The organism is Sanguibacter massiliensis (genome assembly GCF_900240335.1).
In the GTDB taxonomy this organism is placed as follows: domain Bacteria; phylum Actinomycetota; class Actinomycetes; order Actinomycetales; family Cellulomonadaceae; genus Flavimobilis; species Flavimobilis massiliensis.
The window spans coordinates 863,965-880,830 of sequence record NZ_LT964979.1; the positions used below are offsets into that span (position 1 = coordinate 863,965).

16 protein-coding genes are annotated in these 16,866 nt (G+C 72.5%); 3 read left to right on the forward strand and 13 right to left on the reverse strand.

All coding sequences use genetic code 11. The features are described 5' to 3' along the window. Positions 1 to 55: 55 nt before the first annotated feature. The 10 genes from hisF to C1729_RS04080 form a co-directional block, all read right to left on the reverse strand. Positions 56 to 826 (reverse strand): imidazole glycerol phosphate synthase subunit HisF, encoded by a 771-nt coding sequence (gene hisF, locus C1729_RS04035; RefSeq protein WP_102508810.1) that lies wholly within the window; start codon positions 824 to 826, stop codon positions 56 to 58. Between the two features lie 17 nt (positions 827 to 843). After that, positions 844 to 1,812, reverse strand: coding sequence for an FKBP-type peptidyl-prolyl cis-trans isomerase (locus C1729_RS04040; RefSeq protein ID WP_102508811.1), 969 nt, complete (start codon positions 1,810 to 1,812; stop codon positions 844 to 846). A gap of 47 nt (positions 1,813 to 1,859) precedes the next feature. Beyond that, positions 1,860 to 3,224: a Pup--protein ligase gene (pafA, locus tag C1729_RS04045; protein WP_102508812.1), complete on the reverse strand. Its 1,365-nt coding sequence runs from the start codon at positions 3,222 to 3,224 to the stop codon at positions 1,860 to 1,862. Beyond that, a complete protein-coding gene (prcA, locus tag C1729_RS04050; RefSeq protein ID WP_102508813.1) occupies positions 3,221 to 3,931 on the reverse strand; it encodes a proteasome subunit alpha in 711 nt (236 codons plus the stop codon). Before prcA ends, pafA begins: the two co-directional genes overlap by 4 nt. Continuing rightward, entirely contained in the window at positions 3,928 to 4,737 is an 810-nt protein-coding gene (prcB, locus tag C1729_RS04055) for a proteasome subunit beta (RefSeq protein WP_102508814.1), read from the reverse strand. Before prcB ends, prcA begins: the two co-directional genes overlap by 4 nt. A 7-nt stretch (positions 4,738 to 4,744) precedes the next feature. Beyond that, on the reverse strand, positions 4,745 to 4,930 hold the full coding sequence (locus tag C1729_RS04060) for a ubiquitin-like protein Pup (RefSeq protein WP_102508815.1): 186 nt from the start codon (positions 4,928 to 4,930) through the stop codon (positions 4,745 to 4,747). Between the two features lie 77 nt (positions 4,931 to 5,007). Further along, a complete protein-coding gene (gene dop, locus C1729_RS04065; protein ID WP_102508816.1) occupies positions 5,008 to 6,642 on the reverse strand; it encodes a depupylase/deamidase Dop in 1,635 nt (544 codons plus the stop codon). A 23-nt stretch (positions 6,643 to 6,665) separates the two neighbouring features. Further along, a complete protein-coding gene (arc, locus tag C1729_RS04070) occupies positions 6,666 to 8,288 on the reverse strand; it encodes a proteasome ATPase (RefSeq protein WP_102508817.1) in 1,623 nt (540 codons plus the stop codon). Between the two features lie 62 nt (positions 8,289 to 8,350). Continuing rightward, entirely contained in the window at positions 8,351 to 9,328 is a 978-nt protein-coding gene (locus tag C1729_RS04075; RefSeq protein WP_242493873.1) for a tRNA (adenine-N1)-methyltransferase, read from the reverse strand. Between the two features lie 104 nt (positions 9,329 to 9,432). Beyond that, positions 9,433 to 10,650, reverse strand: coding sequence for a site-2 protease family protein (locus C1729_RS04080; RefSeq protein WP_102508818.1), 1,218 nt, complete (start codon positions 10,648 to 10,650; stop codon positions 9,433 to 9,435). Positions 10,651 to 10,703: 53 nt separating this feature from the next. Between C1729_RS04080 and C1729_RS04085 the strand changes: the two genes are divergently transcribed. Then, entirely contained in the window at positions 10,704 to 11,552 is an 849-nt protein-coding gene (locus C1729_RS04085; protein ID WP_102508819.1) for a RecB family exonuclease, read from the forward strand. Positions 11,553 to 11,570: 18 nt separating this feature from the next. On the opposite strand, the gene C1729_RS04090 is transcribed toward C1729_RS04085, so the two are convergent. Further along, positions 11,571 to 12,293 (reverse strand): HAD family hydrolase, encoded by a 723-nt coding sequence (locus tag C1729_RS04090; protein WP_277985803.1) that lies wholly within the window; start codon positions 12,291 to 12,293, stop codon positions 11,571 to 11,573. Between the two features lie 176 nt (positions 12,294 to 12,469). Here C1729_RS04090 and C1729_RS04095 point away from each other — a divergent pair, with 176 nt between their 5' ends. Together C1729_RS04095 and C1729_RS04100 are read left to right on the forward strand one after the other, a co-directional pair. Then, positions 12,470 to 13,354, forward strand: a complete 885-nt coding sequence (locus C1729_RS04095; protein ID WP_102508820.1) for a PAC2 family protein — start codon at positions 12,470 to 12,472, stop codon at positions 13,352 to 13,354. 197 nt (positions 13,355 to 13,551) lie between these two features. Then, positions 13,552 to 14,499, forward strand: a complete 948-nt coding sequence (locus tag C1729_RS04100) for a TIGR03560 family F420-dependent LLM class oxidoreductase (RefSeq protein ID WP_102508821.1) — start codon at positions 13,552 to 13,554, stop codon at positions 14,497 to 14,499. A gap of 135 nt (positions 14,500 to 14,634) precedes the next feature. On the opposite strand, the gene mshC is transcribed toward C1729_RS04100, so the two are convergent. Further along, complete coding sequence (gene mshC / locus C1729_RS04105) at positions 14,635 to 15,921, reverse strand: cysteine--1-D-myo-inosityl 2-amino-2-deoxy-alpha-D-glucopyranoside ligase (protein ID WP_102508822.1); 1,287 nt, start codon at positions 15,919 to 15,921, stop codon at positions 14,635 to 14,637. Positions 15,922 to 15,963: 42 nt separating this feature from the next. Continuing rightward, the gene (locus C1729_RS04110) at positions 15,964 to 16,833 is read right to left on the reverse strand and encodes an undecaprenyl-diphosphate phosphatase (protein ID WP_102508823.1); all 870 of its coding nucleotides are present in this window, start codon (positions 16,831 to 16,833) and stop codon (positions 15,964 to 15,966) included. Between the last annotated feature and the right edge of the window lie 33 nt (positions 16,834 to 16,866).

Genomic DNA, 16,866 nt, shown 5'->3' on the forward strand with positions numbered 1-16,866 from the left:
CACCGACGACGACGGGGCGGGCACCGGTCGGTGCCCGCCCCGTCGCCGTCGGTCCTCAGCGAACCGCGAGGCCCGCGCGCCGCATGTCGTCCTTGACCTCGTTGATCGTCAGAGTGCCGAAGTGGAAGACGCTCGCCGCGAGCACGGCGTCCGCGCCCGCCAGAGCAGCCTCCGTGAAGTGGTGGGCCGTGCCTGCACCGCCCGACGCGATGAGCGGCACCGCGACGAGAGACCGGACGTCCGAAAGCATCTCGAGGTCGAAGCCCGCGTTCGTGCCGTCCGCGTCCATCGAGTTGAGCAGCACCTCACCAGCCCCGAGCTCAGCGGCACGCGCCGCCCACGCGACCGCGTCGAGGCCCGTGCCCCGCCGTCCGCCGTGCGTCGTCACCTCGAAGCCGGAGTCCGTCACCGTGCCGTCGGGGCAGCGCCGCGCGTCGACGGACACGACGAGCACCTGCGAGCCGAACCGGTCCGCGATCTCCGAGAGGAGCTCGGGCCGCGCGATCGCCGCCGTGTTGACACCGACCTTGTCCGCACCCGCCCGCAGCAGCCGGTCGACGTCCTCGACCGACCGCACCCCGCCGCCGACCGTGAGCGGCACGAAAACCTCCTCGGCCGTGCGCCGCACGACGTCGTACGTCGTCTCGCGGTTGCCCGACGACGCCGAGACGTCGAGGAACGTGATCTCGTCCGCACCCTCCGCGTCGTAGCGGCGCGCAAGCTCGACAGGGTCGCCCGCGTCGCGCAGGTTCTCGAAGTTCACGCCCTTGACGACACGGCCAGCATCGACATCGAGGCACGGGATGACCCGCACGGACACACTCATGGTTCTCCTCAGCTCGGCTACTTGCTGTCGTCGGTCGCCTCGTCGGTCGCCTCGTCGCTGTCCTGCTTCTCGACGTCGGGCGCGACAAGGGTACTCGCGTGGAGGATGTCGACGACGTAGATGACCGTCTCGTCGGCCCACGGCGACGCCGTTCCCCCGTACGCGGCGGACGGCGGCGCCACGATGAGCACCTGCGAGCCCACGCGCTGCTCGATGAGTCCCTGATTCCAAGCCGCGACTGGCTTGGAGTCGCCGACGAGCGTGACGAACGGCGCACGCACGCGCGACCACGTCGTGTCGATGATCTCGCCCGTCGACCAGGCGACGGCCGTGTACTGGACGATGACCGTCTGGCCGTCGGTCACCTGGTCGCGGTCACCGCGCACGAGCGTCCGGACGACGACGGACGCCGGGGGGTCCGTGTCCTGGGGCACCGTGACGGTCGGAGCGCCGTCCGTGCCGAGCGTCACGGTGGGCAGCGCCGCGTCGTCATTCGGGACGGGCTCGCCCGCCGCGCGGCCCGCGAGGACGTCGACGACGAGCGCGAGCGGTGTGCTGTTCGACGTCTCCGTGAGAAGGAGTCGCGCGCCGGCCCGGTGCCCGTCGAGCAGGTCGTAGAGCGACGGACCCAGGATCGTCTCGTCGAACGTGTAGACCTCAGGGAGCGTGTCGTGCGTGTTCATGACCGAGCTGCCATCGGACGCGTCCTGGGCGAGCAGGTCGAGGAGCACCGTCGAACCGTCGGTGAGCGCTGGCCCGTCCCCCTCCCACACGACCGCGCTGCGACGGTCCGGGAATGTCAGCGGCGGAGTGTACGTGAGCGTCGGGACGCCTCCGAACTCGCCGCTCACCGCGACGACCGGCGCCGGCGTCTCAGGTGCGGTCGGCTTGTCCGTGCACGCGGCGAGCCCGAGGCTCGCCACGCACGTCGCCACGGCGAGCGCCGCAGCGCGCCGCAGCGGTCGGTGCCGGTGAGGGGTGGTCACGGTCGGATGCTCCTGTCGTGCGGGCAGGGGCGGGGCCCCGGCCGGCCTCACATCGAGGCGATGAGACGGTCGACGCGCTCGTCGACGCTCGTGAACGGATCCTTGCAGAGGACGGTGCGCTGCGCGGCGTCGTTGAGCTTGAGGTGCACCCAGTCGACCGTGTAGTCACGGCGTGCGTCCTGAGCCGCGCGCACGAAGTCGCCCCGCAGCCGCGCACGCGTCGTCGACGGTGGGACCGAGACGGACTCGAGGACCTCGGCCTCGCTCGTGAGACGCCGCACGAGGCCCGCGTCCTGGAGCTTCGTGAGGAGGCCGTCGGTCCGGGAGACGTCGTGGTACGCGAGATCGAGCCGCTGGACGCGCGGGTCCGCGAGCCCGAGCCCGTGCCGCGCCCGGTAGCGCTCGACGAGCCGGTGCTTGACGACCCAGTCGAGCTCGGTCTCGACGCTCGTCATGTCGCCCGCCCGCAACGCCTCGATGCCGCGGCGCCACAGGTCGACGACCTCGTGGTCCTCGGCCGACGCGCCGTGCTCGTCGAGGAACGCGAGCACGCGCGTGAGGTACTCCTCCTGGACGTCGATCGCCGTGACGACCCGGCCGTTCGCGAGCGTCACGGGGGCGCGCCCCGTGATGTCCCGGCTGATCTCACGGATCGCGCGCACCGGGTTCTCGAGCGTGAGGTCACGCAGGTGGACGTGGGCCTCGAGGAGCCGCAGGACGAGGTCCGTCGAGCCGATCTTGAGGAACGTCGTCGGCTCCGCCATCGAGGAGTCACCGACGATGACGTGGAGCCGGCGGAAGAGCTCGGCGTCCGCGTGAGGCTCGTCCCGGGTGTTGATGATGGGTCGCGAGCGCGTCGTCGCGGACGACACCGCCTCCCACATGTGGTCGGCGCGCTGCGAGAGCTGGAACGACGCGCCGCGGGGCGTCACCTCGATGCGGCCCGCGCCCGTGAGCACCTGCCGCGTGATGAGGAACGGCACGAGCTGCTCCGTGAGCCGCTGGAAGTCCGGGCCGCGCCGCACCAGATAGTTCTCGTGACTGCCGAAGGAGTTGCCTGCCGAGTCCGAGTTGTTCTTGAAGAGGTGCACCCGACCCGCGACGCCCTCGGCATCGAGGTGCTCCTGCGCCTCGGCGACGAGATCCTCGACGATGCGATCGCCGCCGCGGTCGTACGTGACGAGCTGACGCACCGAGTCGCACTCGGCGGTCGCGTACTCGGGGTGCGAGCCGACGTCGAGGTAGAGCCGCGAACCGTTCGTGAGGAAGACGTTCGACGATCTGCCCCACGCGACGACCTTCCGAAACATCTGGCGCGCGACCTCGTCGGCCGAGAGTGTGCGCTCCCCCGTCGCCGCGAAGGTCACGCCGTACTCCGTCTCGAGGCCGAAGATCCGGCGGGTGTCCCTCACGCGTCCGTCCCCTCGTCCGTCGCGACGCCGAGGAGCGTCGCGAGCTCTCGGTTCTCGACGCGTCGGAACGCCCGACGCGCGCGCGTGCGGTCGAGCACCGCGACCTCGAGGTCCTCGGCCGGGACCGAACGCTGCTCGTCGCCGTGCGCGAGAACCTCGGCCGCGAGCCGCAGCACCTCACCGAGCGTGAGACCGGGCCGCCAGCGCTCGGCCACCGCCGCGCCCAGGGTCTCCGCGTCACCGCCGAGGACAACGTGGTCGCGCAGGTCCGCGACCGAGCCGTCGTAGGAGAGCCGGTAGAGCGCGTCCTCGGACGCGCTCGCGCCGACCTCCGCGACGACGAGCTCGACCTCGAGCGGCTTGGAGTCCGTCGTGAACGCCGCACCGATCGTCTGCGCGTACGCGTTCGCGAGACCGCGGGCACGGACGTCGGACCGGTCGTAGGAATAGCCGCGGAGGTCCGCGTACCGGATGCCGGCGACGCGCAGCTGCTCGAACTCGTTGTACTTGCCGACCGCCGCGAACGCGATCCGGTCGTAGATCTCCGAGACCTTGTGGAGCGCCCGCGAGGCGTTGACCGTCGCGAACGCGATGCCGTCGTCGTAGCCGACGACGACGACCGACCGGCCGCGCGCGATGCCCTTGCGGGCGAAGTCCGCGCGGTCCTTCATGAGCTGCTCGGGCGAGACGTAGAACGGCATGCTCATGCGCGGGCCTCCCGCCGCTCGGTGAGGACGGCTCCCGTGACGGACGCGAGGACGTCGTCGCTCACCCGCACGGCACCCGCTGGTGTGACGAGGACGACGACGGGCCAGATGTCGCGCAGTGCGTCAGGGCCGCCCGTCGCAGAGTCGTCGTCGGCCGCGTCAACGAGCGCCTCGACGACGACGCGCACCGCGGCGTCACCGCCGAGCCCACGCCGCCAGCGCTTCTTGAGGGAGCCGCGCGCGTACGCCGCGCCCGAGCCCACCGCGTGGTGGTCCTGCTCCTCGTAACGGCCGCCCGTGACGTCGTAGGAGACGATGCGGCCGCGCCCGACCTCCGGGTCGAGCCCCGCGAGGAGCGGCACGACCGCGAGCCCGCGCAGCGCGAGCCCGAGCTGCGAGCGAAGCATCGTCGCGAGGCGGTTCGCCTTGCCGTCGAACGACAACTGGCGTCCCTCGATCTTCTCGTAGTGCTCGAGCTCGAGCTGGAAGAGACGCACGAGCTCGAGCGCGAGACCGGCCGAGCCCGCGATGCCGACGACCGCGTGCTCGTCCGCCGGGAAGACCTTCTCGATGTCGCGGCTCGCGATGTGCGTCCCGGCCGTCGCGCGGCGGTCGCCCGCCATGACGACGCCACCGTCGAACGTCGCGGCGACGATCGTCGTGCCATGCGGCACGCCCTCGACGATGCCTTCACCACCGGCCGAGCCCGGCAGCAGGTGCGGGGCGTGCTCGGCGACGAAGTCGACGAACGACGACGAGCCCGGACGCCCGAAGGCCGCGGGGAGACGGGCGTGGTCCTGGGTCATCGGCGGATCACTCGCCACCCTTCTGGACGAAGCCACGCACGAAGCTCTCGGCATTCTGCTCGAGGACGTCGTCGATCGAGTCGAGCAGCGCGTCGACGTCGGAGTCCTGCGCGCGCACCTGGGGCGCGGCGGGCGCCGGGGCGTCGTCCGCCGCCGGGTCGTGGGGCCTGCTGACGCGTTCCTGACCGGACAAGAGTTCCTCCTGCGTGCGCGCGGATCGTTGCTCGTCCCATCTCACCACAGGTGGGGGTCCCCGCGGGCGTGCGTCCGCTACGCGAGGAGCGCCGCGAGGAACGCGCCGACGTCGTCGCCGTACGCGTCGAACAGCGGCCCGACCTGCGCCCGCGTCCCCTTGTGGGGGTCGAGCATCGGCACGCGCTGCAGCGCGGGCGCACCGGGGACGTCGAGGACGACCGAGTCCCAGCTCGCCGCGTCGAGGTGCGGCCCGAAGCGCGCGACGACCTCCCCGCGGAAGTACGCGCGCGTGCTCACCGGAGGGTGGTGCACGGCGTCCGTGACCTCGGCCTCCGTCGTCACCCGGTCGAGCGCACCCGCGGCGAGCAGCCTCTGGTAGACGCCCCGCTCGGGCCGGACGTCTGCCCACTGAAGGTCGAACGCCGCGAGCCGCGGGCTCCCCCAGCCGAGCCCCTCACGTTCACGCATGCGGTCGAGGAGCCGGTGCTTCGCGACCCACTCGACATCCCGCGCGCACTCCGCGAGCGACCGCCCAAGCCGGTCGAGGACGTCCTCCCACCGGTCGAGGATCTCGCGTGTCGCAGCGTCCGGCGGCCCGTCGACGTGCGCGACCTCGTGCGCCGCCGCGAGGTACGCACGCTGCACCTCGAGCGCCGTCGCCGTGCCACCCGTGCGCAGGCGCAGCGGCGTCCCGAGCTCGAGGTCACGGCTCACCGTGCGCACGTCGTCGACAGGGTCGCACAGCTGCAGGTCCGCGAGGCGCGCCGTCGCGGGGCCGAGCCGGTGGAGGTTCTCGGCGACCGCGAGCACGAGGCTCGCCGTGCCGATCTTCAGCAGTGTCGCGGTCTCGAGGAGGTTCGCGTCGCCGATGATGACGTGGAGCCTGCGCCACCGCTCGCGGTCCGCGTGCGGCTCGTCGCGCGTGTTGATGATGGGGCGTCGCAGCGTCGTCTCGAGGCCGACCTCGGCCTCCATGAAGTCCGCGCGCTGGGAGAGCTGGAACCCCGCCTCCTCGCCGTGCTGGCCGAGGCCGACGCGACCCGAGCCGACGACGACCTGCCGCGTGACGAAGAACGGCGTGAGGACGTCGACGAGGGTGTCGAACGGCACCGCGCGGTCGACGAGGAAGTTCTCGTGCGTGCCGTAGCTCGCACCCTTGCCGTCGCCGTTGTTCTTGTAGAGGTCGACGTCGATGCCCGCGGACGCGAGCTCGCGCGCCGCGCGCAGCATGACTCGCTCGCCGGCGACGTCCCACACGACGGCCTCGCGCGGCGTGAGGACCTCAGGCGCCGAGTACTCGGGGTGCGCGTGGTCGACGTAAAGGCGCGCGCCGTTCGTGAGGATCGCGTTCGACGTGCTGGGGTCGTCGTAGAGCGGCGTCGTCGGCCGCGCGATGCCCGTCACCGGACCTGCGACGACGGAGTCGCCCGCGTCCGCGTCACCGGCAGGGACGTCGCCCGACGGCGCCGGCCGCGACGGGTCGTCGGTGAGCAGCGACGGGTGCGCCGCCGCCCGCTCGAGGTGGAAGCCGCGGGCGTCCGCGAGCGGGTCCTCGTCGAGGTAGTCCCAGCGCGGCGGCCGCGGCAGCTCGGCGAGCGCCCGGTACGCGTTGACGACCTGCGACGACATGAGGATCGCGTTGGCCCCGGGGTTGCCCGGGGACACGACCCCGTACTCGGTCTCGATCCCGACGACGCGCGTGACTCCCACGTGCGACCTGCCCTTCGGCGTGCTCAGAGGTATTGGCCCGTCGGGCTCGTCGCCTCGACGGGGCGGGCCTGGTTCTCGGTGCCCTGCTTCTCGTCCTGGACGATCGTTCGGATGAAGACGATCCGCTCGCCCTTGCGTCCGGACACCCGCGCCCAGTCGTCAGGGTTCGTCGTCGACGGCAGGTCCTCGTTCTCCCGGAGCTCCTCGCCAAGCGAACGCAGCAGGTGGTCGACGCGCAGACCGCGCTCGCCCGAGGCGAGCAGGTCCTTGATCGCGTGCTTCTTCGCGCGGTCGACGACGTTCTGGATCATGGCGCCCGACGCGAAGTCCCGGAAGTAGAGGACCTCCTTGTCGCCGCTCGCGTACGTCACCTCGATGAAGCGGTTCGCGTCGTCGGTCGCGTACATGCGCTCGACGGTGCGCTGGATCATCCCCGTGACGGTCGCGGCCGCGTCACCACCGTGCTCGGCGAGGTCGTCCGCGTGGAGCGGCAGGTCCGGGGTGAGGTACTTGCCGAAGATCTCGCGCGCGCCCTCGGCGTCCGGACGCTCGACACGGATCTTCACGTCGAGCCGCCCGGGCCGCAGGATCGCCGGGTCGATCATGTCCTCGCGGTTCGACGCGCCAATGACGATGACGTTGTCGAGCCGCTCGACGCCGTCGATCTCGGCAAGGAGCTGCGGGACGATCGTCGTCTCGACGTCGGAGGACACGCCCGTGCCGCGCGTGCGGAAGAGCGACTCCATCTCGTCGAAGAACACGACGACGGGAGCGCCCTCGGTGGCCTTCTCGCGGGCCCGCGCGAAGATCGAACGGATGTGCCGCTCCGTCTCCCCCACGTACTTGTTGAGGAGCTCGGGGCCCTTGATGTTGAGGAAGTACGAGCGGACCTCGCCACCGCCCTCGCGCGCCGCGACGAGTCGCGCGAGCGACGCCGCGACCGCCTTGGCGATGAGCGTCTTGCCGCAGCCGGGGGGTCCGTAGAGCAGGACGCCTTTGGGCGGGCGCAGCCCGTGCTCGCGGTAGAGGTCAGGGTGGTCGAACGGCAGCTCAACCGAGTCGCGGATCGTCTCGATCTGCGAGGCGAGCCCGCCGATGTCCTCGTAGGAGATGTCCGGCACCTCCTCGAGCACGAGCTCGGAGACCTCGGCCCGCGGCACGACCTCGAAGACGAACGCCGTACGCGTGTCCGCGACGAGCGTGTCACCCACGCGCACACGCACTCCCTCGAGGGAGCCTGCGGCGCGCACCACGCGCTCGTCGTCCGAGCGTCCGACGACGACGAGACGCCCGTCGTCGAGCGTGTCCTTGACGGTGACGACCTCGCCGACCGGCTCGTAACCACCCGCGGAGACGACGACCATCGCCTCGTTGAGCGCGAGCTCCTGACCCGGGCGCAGCACCGCCGTGTCGATGCCCGGCCCGACGCCGAGGTGCATCTTGCGTCCCTGCTGGAGGACGACCACCGACGACGCGTCGACGGCCTCGACGAAGACGCAGAACGTGCCCGGCGGGCGCGCGAGGTCCTCGAGCTGGGCGTTGAGCGTGACGATCTGCTCGCGCGCCCGAGTAAGGGCGTCGACGAGACGATCGTTGCGCGCGGCGAGCAGCGCGAGCTGGTCGTCGGGGCGGCCGGGCTCGGTCATCGTCGCACCTCCTGCAGGGCACGGGCCGCCGGGCAGCGACCCTCTCCGTCCGACCCTAGTGCTCAGTCCTCGGCGTCGGGCCCGCGTCCCACATCGCGACGGACGCGACGGATCTTCTTGTCCGAGACGGGACGCTCGCCGACGTCCTCGGGCGACCAATCGTCGGTCGTCGCGGGCGTGTAGCCCTTCGACGGGCGTCGCTTGCGCTCGGGCGCCTCGACGCCGTCCGCCATGCGGCGCGCCGTGAGGAGGAAGCCGGTGTGCCCGACCATGCGGTGGTTGGGGCGCACCGCGAGCCCCTCGAGGTGCCAGCCGCGGATCATCGTCTCGAAGGCCTCGGGCTCACCGAAACCACCGTGCGAGCGCAGGTCCTCCGCGAGCCGCGAGAGCTGCGTCGTCGTCGCGACATAGCAGACGAGCACGCCCCCGGGCGTGAGTGCTGTGTGGACCTCGTCGATGTTCTCCCACGGCGCGAGCATGTCGAGGACGACGCGGTCGACCTCGCCCGGCCCCACGACGAGCGGGAGCGTCGGCGCGAGGTCGCCGACCGTGAGCGACCACGCGGGGTGCGGCCCGCCGAAGAACTGCTCGACGTTGCCACGCGCGATCTGTGCGAAGTCCTCGCGCCGCTCGATCGAGTGGACCGATCCGGAGTCGCCGACGGCGCGCAGGAGCGAGAGCGTGAGCGCACCCGAGCCGACACCCGCCTCGATGACGCGCGCACCCGGGAAGATGTCCGCCATCGCGACGATCTGGCCCGCGTCCTTGGGGTAGACGACCGCCGCGCCCCGCGGCATCGAGAGCGTGTAATCACTCAGCAAAGGACGGAGCGCAAGGTACTCGACTCCCGAGGTCGTCATGACGACCGAACCCTCGGGAGCACCGATGACGTCGTCGTGGCGGAAGTAGCCGCGGTGCGTGTGGAACTGGCCGCCCACCTTGAGGACGACCGTGTGGAGCTTGCCCTTAGGGTCAGTGAGCTGGACTCGCTCGCCCGCGCGGAAGGGGCCGCGGCGGACGGCCGCTCCCGTGGCCTCCACCGCGGGATCCGCGACGGGGCGGACGAGCGCGCGGGGCGTGGCGTCGTCAGTCGTGGCGGGGATCTCGGTCGGGGTGGGGTTCGCGTCGGTCACGAGGCAGGAGTCTAGTTGTCCTGCGGCCGATCGCTGCGCGGCGTCCGGCGCGAGGGCGCGCGGAGCGCCGCGACGACCTCCGCGACGACGATGAGCCCGACGACGCGCCCGTGGCGCACGGCGACGATCACCGGAGCGTCCGCGACCGCACGGACCGCGTCGAAGAGGTCGAGCCCCGTGAGGGACGCGTCGACGGGAGCCGCTGGCGCGAGCGCGGTCGCGACCTCGAGCACGTGACCCTCGCGACGCTCGGCGAGCGCGGCGCCGTCGGCCCACGCGATCGGGCGGCCGAGGGCGTCGGGCACGACGACCGCACGCACCCCGTCCGCGAGGAGCGTCGAGAGCGCGTCGTCAATCGTCGCGTCCGGCGCGACGACCGTGACGGGACGCACGAGCTTCGCCGGGTCGAGCGTCGCCACCCGCGCCGCCGGCACGGCGGACGCGGCAGCGCGGCCGGCTCCGTGCCAGACGAGCACCGCGAGGACGAGGCCCCACACGAGGACGGGCGGGGGCGGCGAGCTCCGCGCGAGCAGCCACCACGCGACGAGGACCGCGACGATCGCGACCGCGATGCCGTACCCGCTCGCCGCTGCGACGCGCGTCGCGGTCGCACGATCCCGGGTGAGCCGCCACACGACGGCCTCGAGAGCCGCACCGCCGTCGTAGGGCAGCGCGGGCACGAGGTTGACGACGGCGACGACACCGTTCGCCCCAGCACCCGCGAGAAACACCTGGACGACGACGAAGCCCCCTGCGGTCGTCGCCGTCGTGCCGAGCGCGGCCGCGAGACCGCCGAGCGCGAGGGCGAGCGCGACGTTGACGGCCGGACCCGCGAGGGCGGTGAGCAGGTGGCTGCGCGGCGTCGTGCCGCGCGGATCGTACGTCGTGCGGCCGCCCCAGGCGGTGAGCGTCACGGACCGCACGGCATGGCCGTGCCCCCGCGCGACGAGCGCGTGCGCGACCTCGTGGAGCGCGACCGAGCCGAGCAGGAGGACGACGAACGCCACGGTCATGAGCGCGACGACCGCGCCCGTCGGCAGACTGACCGCCGCGAGCCCGTCGAGCGGGTGGGCGACCCGTGTCGCGGTCGGCACGTAGACCGCGGCGAGCGCGAGCGCCCCGAACGGCCACCACGCGTCGACGACGACGGGCGCACCAGCGACACGTCCGACGACGAACCCTCCGGACGGACGGCTGCCCCCACCCCGGGTCCCGCTGCGTTCCTCCACAGGGAGCAGACTAGGCGCACCCGGGTGTCCGACCCGAACCCTAGGGTGGAGGCATGACCCCTTCCGCCCCCGTCGACACGCCCCGTACGCGCCGTGCGCCCGCGCTCTCACCGTCGCGCGCGAACGACTACCAGCAGTGCCCGCTGCTCTTCCGGCTCCGGACGATCGACCGCGTCCCGGAGGCGCCGAGCCCGGCCGCGGCCCGCGGGACGCTCGTGCACTCGGTTCTCGAGGGGATCTTCGACGTCCCGGCCGCGGAGCGCACGCCGGGGCTCGCGCTCGAGCTGCTCCCCCGCGCCTGGGACGACCTGCGGGAGCGTCGTCCCGAGTACGCGGGGATGTTCGACGACGACGCGGCGGTCGACGCCTGGCTCGGCTCGGCGCGTGCGCTCGTCGAGCGGTACTTCACGCTCGAGGACCCGATGCGGCTCGAGCCCCGGGCGCGGGAGATCACGCTCGAGGCCCGGCTCGAGGGCGGCCCGCTGCTACGTGGCATCGTCGACCGCGTCGACGTCGCACCCGACGGCGCGGTGCGGATCGTCGACTACAAGACTGGCAAGGCACCGCGCCCGCAGTACGGCGAGTCGGTCGCGTTCCAGATGCGCTTCTACGCGCTCGTTGTCCTGCTCTCACGCGGCACGATGCCCGCGATGCTGCAGCTCGTGTTCCTCGGTGACGGGCAGGTCCAGCGGAACGTGCCGACGCCCGGGGACCTCGAGCGCACGGAGGCGAAGATCCGCGCGGTGTGGGACGCGATCGTCCGGGACGCGCAGGAGGGCGAGTTCCGGCCGAGGACGAGCAAGCTGTGCGACTGGTGCGCCCATAGGACGCTGTGCCCCGCGTTCGACGGAACGCCCCCGGAGTTCCCCGCCGGGGCGGTGCCGCTCACGCTCGGGATCTGAGCGCGTCGGCGGACGGTGCTACTCGTCGTCGCCGAGGTCGTCGACGATCCCGCCCGCAAGGACGTGGCCGAGCAGGCCGACGTCGAGCGTCTCGAGCGACCGGATCCGGCTGAGCCCGGGGTGCTGCACGACCGGCACGTGCCCGCGCACCGCGATCGTCGCGGCCCCCGAGGCGAGCGCCGACGCGACACCGGGACGCGAGTCCTCGATCGCGACGCAGCGGGCCACGTCGACGCCGAGCAGCTCGGCCGCACGCAGGTAGGGCTCCGGGTCGGGCTTGCCGCGCTCGACCTCGTCGCCCGTGACGACGACGTCGAACGTTCCCGCGGGCAGGGCCTCGATGAGGTGCTCGACCATCTCGCGGTAGGACATCGTCACGAGCGCGCACGGCACCCCACGCTCACGGAGGTCGGCGAGGAGCTCGGCCGCACCGGGGCGCCACGGCACCTCGACCGCGAGCAATGCGGCGACACGACGCGTGAGGTCGTCCGCGATCTCCTCGCGCGAGAGAGCGACGCCGTGCTCCTGGAGGACGAGCGCGCTGTCGAGGAGGTTCATGCCGACGAGCTCGAGGCCCTGGGCGTCCGACCACGTGCCGCCGTGCTCGGCGACGAGCGCGGCCTCGGACGCGAGCCAGTAAGGCTCCGTGTCGATGATCGTGCCGTCCATGTCCCACAGCACGGCCTCGGGCACGAGCCCCGGGGCGTCGATGAGCGTGGGCGCGAGCGTCGCATCCTGCACGTCCTACCTCCTCCTGCGGTCCCCCCGACCGCGTCACCCTCGCGACCCTAGCCCGGGTGCGGGGGGTCGGGAGCGGTTTCCCCACCCTGCGGACGGGCGACGTCGGTCACACCGGCGACGCGGTGGACATCGCCGGGCCACGGCACTCGACGCGGTCGACCGCCTAGGCTGGACGGATGGACAGCACCGACCTTCGCGAGCAGCCCCCAGCGCGGGACACCGTCCTCGTCGCGGCCTTCGAGGGCTGGAACGACGCGGGCGGAGCCGCGACCGCGGCCGTCCTCCACCTCGTCGAGCACCTCGGCGCGACAAAGGTCGCCGACATCGACCCCGAGGAGTTCTACGACTTTCAGGTCAACCGGCCCGTCGTCGCGACCGAGGAGGACGGCTCGCGCTCGCTCACGTGGCCGACAACGACGTTCGCGACCGTGACCGTCGGCACCCGTCGCCTCGTGCTCGTCCACGCGACGGAGCCGTCGATGCGCTGGCGCACGTACTGCGCCGAGGTCCTGCGCATCGCCGACTCGCTCGGCGTCGGCACGGTCGTCACGCTCGGCGGCCTCCTCGCCGACGTCCCGCACTCGCGCCCGATCCCCGTGACGGCCACGAGCGACGACCCGGCGACCCGCGCGATGGTCGACCTCCCGGCGAGCACGTACGAGGGGCCGACCGGCATCGTCGGCGTCCTCCAGGCCGCTGCGCGTACGCACGGCATGCACGGGTTCTCCGTGTGGGCCGCGATCCCCCACTACGTCGCGCACGGGCCGTCGCCCAAGGCGACGCTCGCGATCCTCTCGCGGCTCGAGGAGCTCCTCGGGATCACCGTGCCGCTCGGCGACCTCGTCGACGACGCACGCGCGTGGGAGGACGGCGTCGACGTCCTCGCGGGCGAGGACGAGGAGATCGCGGAGTACGTCGCGCAGCTCGAGGCGGCGAAGGACGCCGTCGACCTGCCGGAGGCGAGCGGCGACGCGATCGCGCGCGAGTTCGAGCGCTACCTGCGCCGTCGTGAGGACGGGAGAGGCGACGGGCCAGCTCGCCCGGGCGGTCCGGCAGCCTAGCTGCCGACGCCCACCGTGCTCACGCGCTCCGCAGACCGAGATCGCGCGCGCGGGCGACGGCCTCGCGCCGGGATCATGACGCGACCTCACCGCACCCGATGGTGCTGACCATCGTTCGATGCTGCGACGCACCGACGCCTCGGGCGGGTGAGGGCGTACGGGGACGCGACCCACCACCGTCGCCTACCGTGGGACTCATGGACGTCCGCATCTTCACAGAGCCCCAGCAGGGCGCGTCGTACGACGACCTCCTGCGCACCGCCCTCGCTGCCGAGGACCTCGGCTTCGACGCCTTCTTCCGGTCCGACCACTACCTGCCCATGGGCACCGACGGGCTCCCCGGCACGACGGACGCGTGGACCACGCTCGCGGGCCTCGCCCGCGACACGACGACGATCCGGCTCGGGACGCTCGTGAGCCCCGTGACGTTCCGGCACGCGGGTGCGCTCGCCGTCCAGGTCGCGCAGGTCGACCAGATGTCGGGCGGCCGTGTCGAGCTCGGGCTCGGCGCGGGCTGGTTCGCACGCGAGCACGAGGCGTTCGGCCTGCCGTTCCCGGCCCGACGCTTCGGGATCCTCGCCGAGCACCTCGAGGTCGTCACCGGGCTGTGGGCGACGCCGTCCGACGCGACGTTCACGTTCCGTGGCGAGCACGTCACCGTCGTCGACGCCCCCGGTCTCGCGACGCCGGTCCAGCGTGCCGGCCGCGGTGGTGCGCCCGGGGTGCCGATCATCGTCGGCGGGTCCGGGCCGCGTCGGACGCCCGAGCTCGCGGCGCGCTTCGCCGCCGAGTACAACGCGTCCTTCCCCGAGATCGACGCGATCCCCGCGCGGTTCGCGACGATCCGCGAGGCTGCGGCCGCGGCCGGGCGGCCCGCCGGCGACCTGCTCTGCTCGGTCGCGCTCGTGTGCGCCGTCCGCCGCAACGAGGCAGAGTTCCGCCGACGCGCAGACGCGATCGGGCGAGAGCCCGCCGAACTGCGCGAGCACGGGGTGTGCGGAACCGTCGACGAGGCGGCCGAACGCATCGACGCGCTGCGCCACATGGGCGTCGAGCGGCTCTACCTGCAGGTCCTGGACCTCGGGGACCCGGACCTGCTCGAGTTCGTCGCCCGCGAGGTCCTTCCCCGCGCGAACGCTCGCTGACGCGCGGCGCCTCACGACTCGTAGGTCCCGAGCACCATTGAACGGTGCTCGGGACCTACGAGTCGGGTGTCGCTTGCGACTCGTAGGTCTCCAGCACCGTCGGACGGTGCTCGGGACCTACAAGTCCGGGGACGGCTAGATGCGGACGCCGAGCAGCGCGTCGAGCGCGCGTGCGACGACACCCGGGGCGCCCTCGACGACGTCGACGTCGCTGAGCGCCGACTCCGTCACCGCGCGCTCGGCCCATGCGTCGACCGCGGCGAGCGCCCGCGGCGTGTCGAGGTCGTCACGCAGCGCAGCGCGGATCTCGACGAGCATGTCCGTCGCGTCCGGCCCGCCGTTGCCCGAGACCGCCTCGCGCCACCGCTCGAGGCGCGTCGTCGCGGCCGCGAGGTCCGCGTCAAACCACTCCCACTCGGTGCCGTGGTGGTGCGCAAGAAGCGCGACACGTACCGCCATGGGATCGACCCCCGACGCGACGAGCCGTGAGACGAGCACGAGGTTGCCGAGCGACTTGCTCATCTTCTCGCCCTCGTAGGCAACGAGAGCTGCGTGCACGTTGACGACAGCCGCCTGGCCGCCGAGCATCCGCACGTGCGACGACGTCATCTCGTGGTGCGGGAAGAGGAGGTCCGAGCCCCCACCCTGGACGTGGATGCGGTCACCGAGGCCGGCCCGCGAGATCACCGCGCACTCGACGTGCCAGCCGGGACGTCCGCGGCCGAGCGTCCCCGCGTCCCACGCGGGCTCACCGGGACGCTCACGACGCCACAGCAGAGGGTCGAGCGGGTCGCGCTTGCCTGGGCGGCTCGGATCGCCGCCGCGCTCGGCGAAGAGGTCGAGCTGCTGGGCCCGCACGAGGTGCGCGACCGTCCCGAACGCGTCGTCGCGCGAGAGGTCCGCGTAGACGTCGCCGAGCGTGTCGCCGTCGACGACGGACTCCGCCGGGTCGACGGGCACACGGTAGGCGGCACCCGAGGCGAGCATCGCCTCGACAGCGTCCGCGACCTGAGGAACCGTCTCGACGACGCCGAGGTAGAGGTCGGGCGGGATGACGCCGAGCGCCGTCATGTCGCGGCCGAAGAGCGCAATCTGCTCGGCTGCGAGGTCACGCCAGTCGACGCCCGTCGCCGCCGCACGCTCGAGAAGCGGGTCGTCGACGTCCGTGACGTTGGAGACGAGCGTCGTGCGCAGCCCCGCGTCGCGCCACGTGCGCAGCAGGACGTCGAACGTCACGTACGTCGCCGCGTGGCCGATGTGTGTCGCGTCGTACGGCGTGATGCCGCAGACGTAGAGGCCCGCGTCCGCGCCGTCGACAGGCTGGACGCGGTCACCGCTGCCGGTGTCGAGCAGCGTCGGAGGCGTCTCGGCCCCGGGAGTCGACGGGAGGGCGGGGATGTACGGGGTCGGCCAGGCATGCACCGGCCCAGCCTAGCCCCACCGACGGCCGAGGTCAGCCGTGCGTCAGACCCCTGTGCCTGCCGCCGTGAGCGCGCCCCCGAGGAGCAGCACGACGACGACGCCCGCGAAGAGGATCCGGTAGACGACGAACGGCAGGTATGAACGCGTCGAGACGAGCTTGAGGAACCACACGATGACGACGTACCCGACGACGAACGCGACGACCGTCGCGAGGAGCGTCGCCCCGACTCCGGGCGTGCCGGGCTGCCCGAACTCGTCGAGCGAGCCGACGAGCTTGTAGAGCCCCGAGCCGAGGACCGCGGGGATCGCGAGGAGGAACGAGTACCGGGCCGCCGCCTCGCGCGTGTAGCCGAGCAGACGGCCCATCGTGATCGTGCCGCCCGATCGCGAGACGCCTGGGACGAGCGCGAGCGCCTGCGCGAAGCCGAACGCGACCGCGTGCCCCGCCGTGAGCTGCGTGAGCTCACGTTCCTGGGGCCGGACACGGTCGATGACGCCGAGGAGGATGCCGAAGACGGTGAGCGTGCCGACCGTGATCCACAGGTTGCGCAGCGACGTGTCGATCGCGTCCTCGAGGAGCAGGCCGCCGACGACGATCGGCACCGAGCCGAGTGCGATCCACCACGCCATGCGGGCGTCGGCGTCGCCCTCACCGAAGCGGGCGGCGGCCGAGGTACCGTTGCGCCCCACGAGCGCGCGCCACCAAGCGCTGACGATCCGTGCGATGTCCTTGCGGAAGTACAGGAGGACCGCGGCCTCCGTGCCGATCTGCGTGATCGCCGTGAACGCGGCCCCGGGATCGACGTCCCCGATGAGTTCGCCGACGACCCGCAGGTGCGCCGACGAGGAGATGGGCAGGAACTCGGTGAGTCCCTGGACGAGGCCGAGGACGAGGGCTTCCCATGCGTTCACGGGAGACCACTCTAGGGGCAGGACGCGCGTGCG

Bases quoted from the DNA above. Each gene is read 5' to 3' on its own strand.
- hisF (WP_102508810.1), bottom strand. From the start codon at position 826: ATGAGTGTGTCCGTGCGGGTCATCCCGTGCCTCGATGTCGATGCTGGC.
- prcA (WP_102508813.1), bottom strand. From the start codon at position 3,931: ATGAGCATGCCGTTCTACGTCTCGCCCGAGCAGCTCATGAAGGACCGC.
- prcB (WP_102508814.1), bottom strand. From the start codon at position 4,737: ATGACCCAGGACCACGCCCGTCTCCCCGCGGCCTTCGGGCGTCCGGGC.
- arc (WP_102508817.1), bottom strand. From the start codon at position 8,288: ATGACCGAGCCCGGCCGCCCCGACGACCAGCTCGCGCTGCTCGCCGCG.
- C1729_RS04085 (WP_102508819.1), top strand. From the start codon at position 10,704: ATGACCCCTTCCGCCCCCGTCGACACGCCCCGTACGCGCCGTGCGCCC.
- C1729_RS04095 (WP_102508820.1), top strand. From the start codon at position 12,470: ATGGACAGCACCGACCTTCGCGAGCAGCCCCCAGCGCGGGACACCGTC.
- C1729_RS04100 (WP_102508821.1), top strand. From the start codon at position 13,552: ATGGACGTCCGCATCTTCACAGAGCCCCAGCAGGGCGCGTCGTACGAC.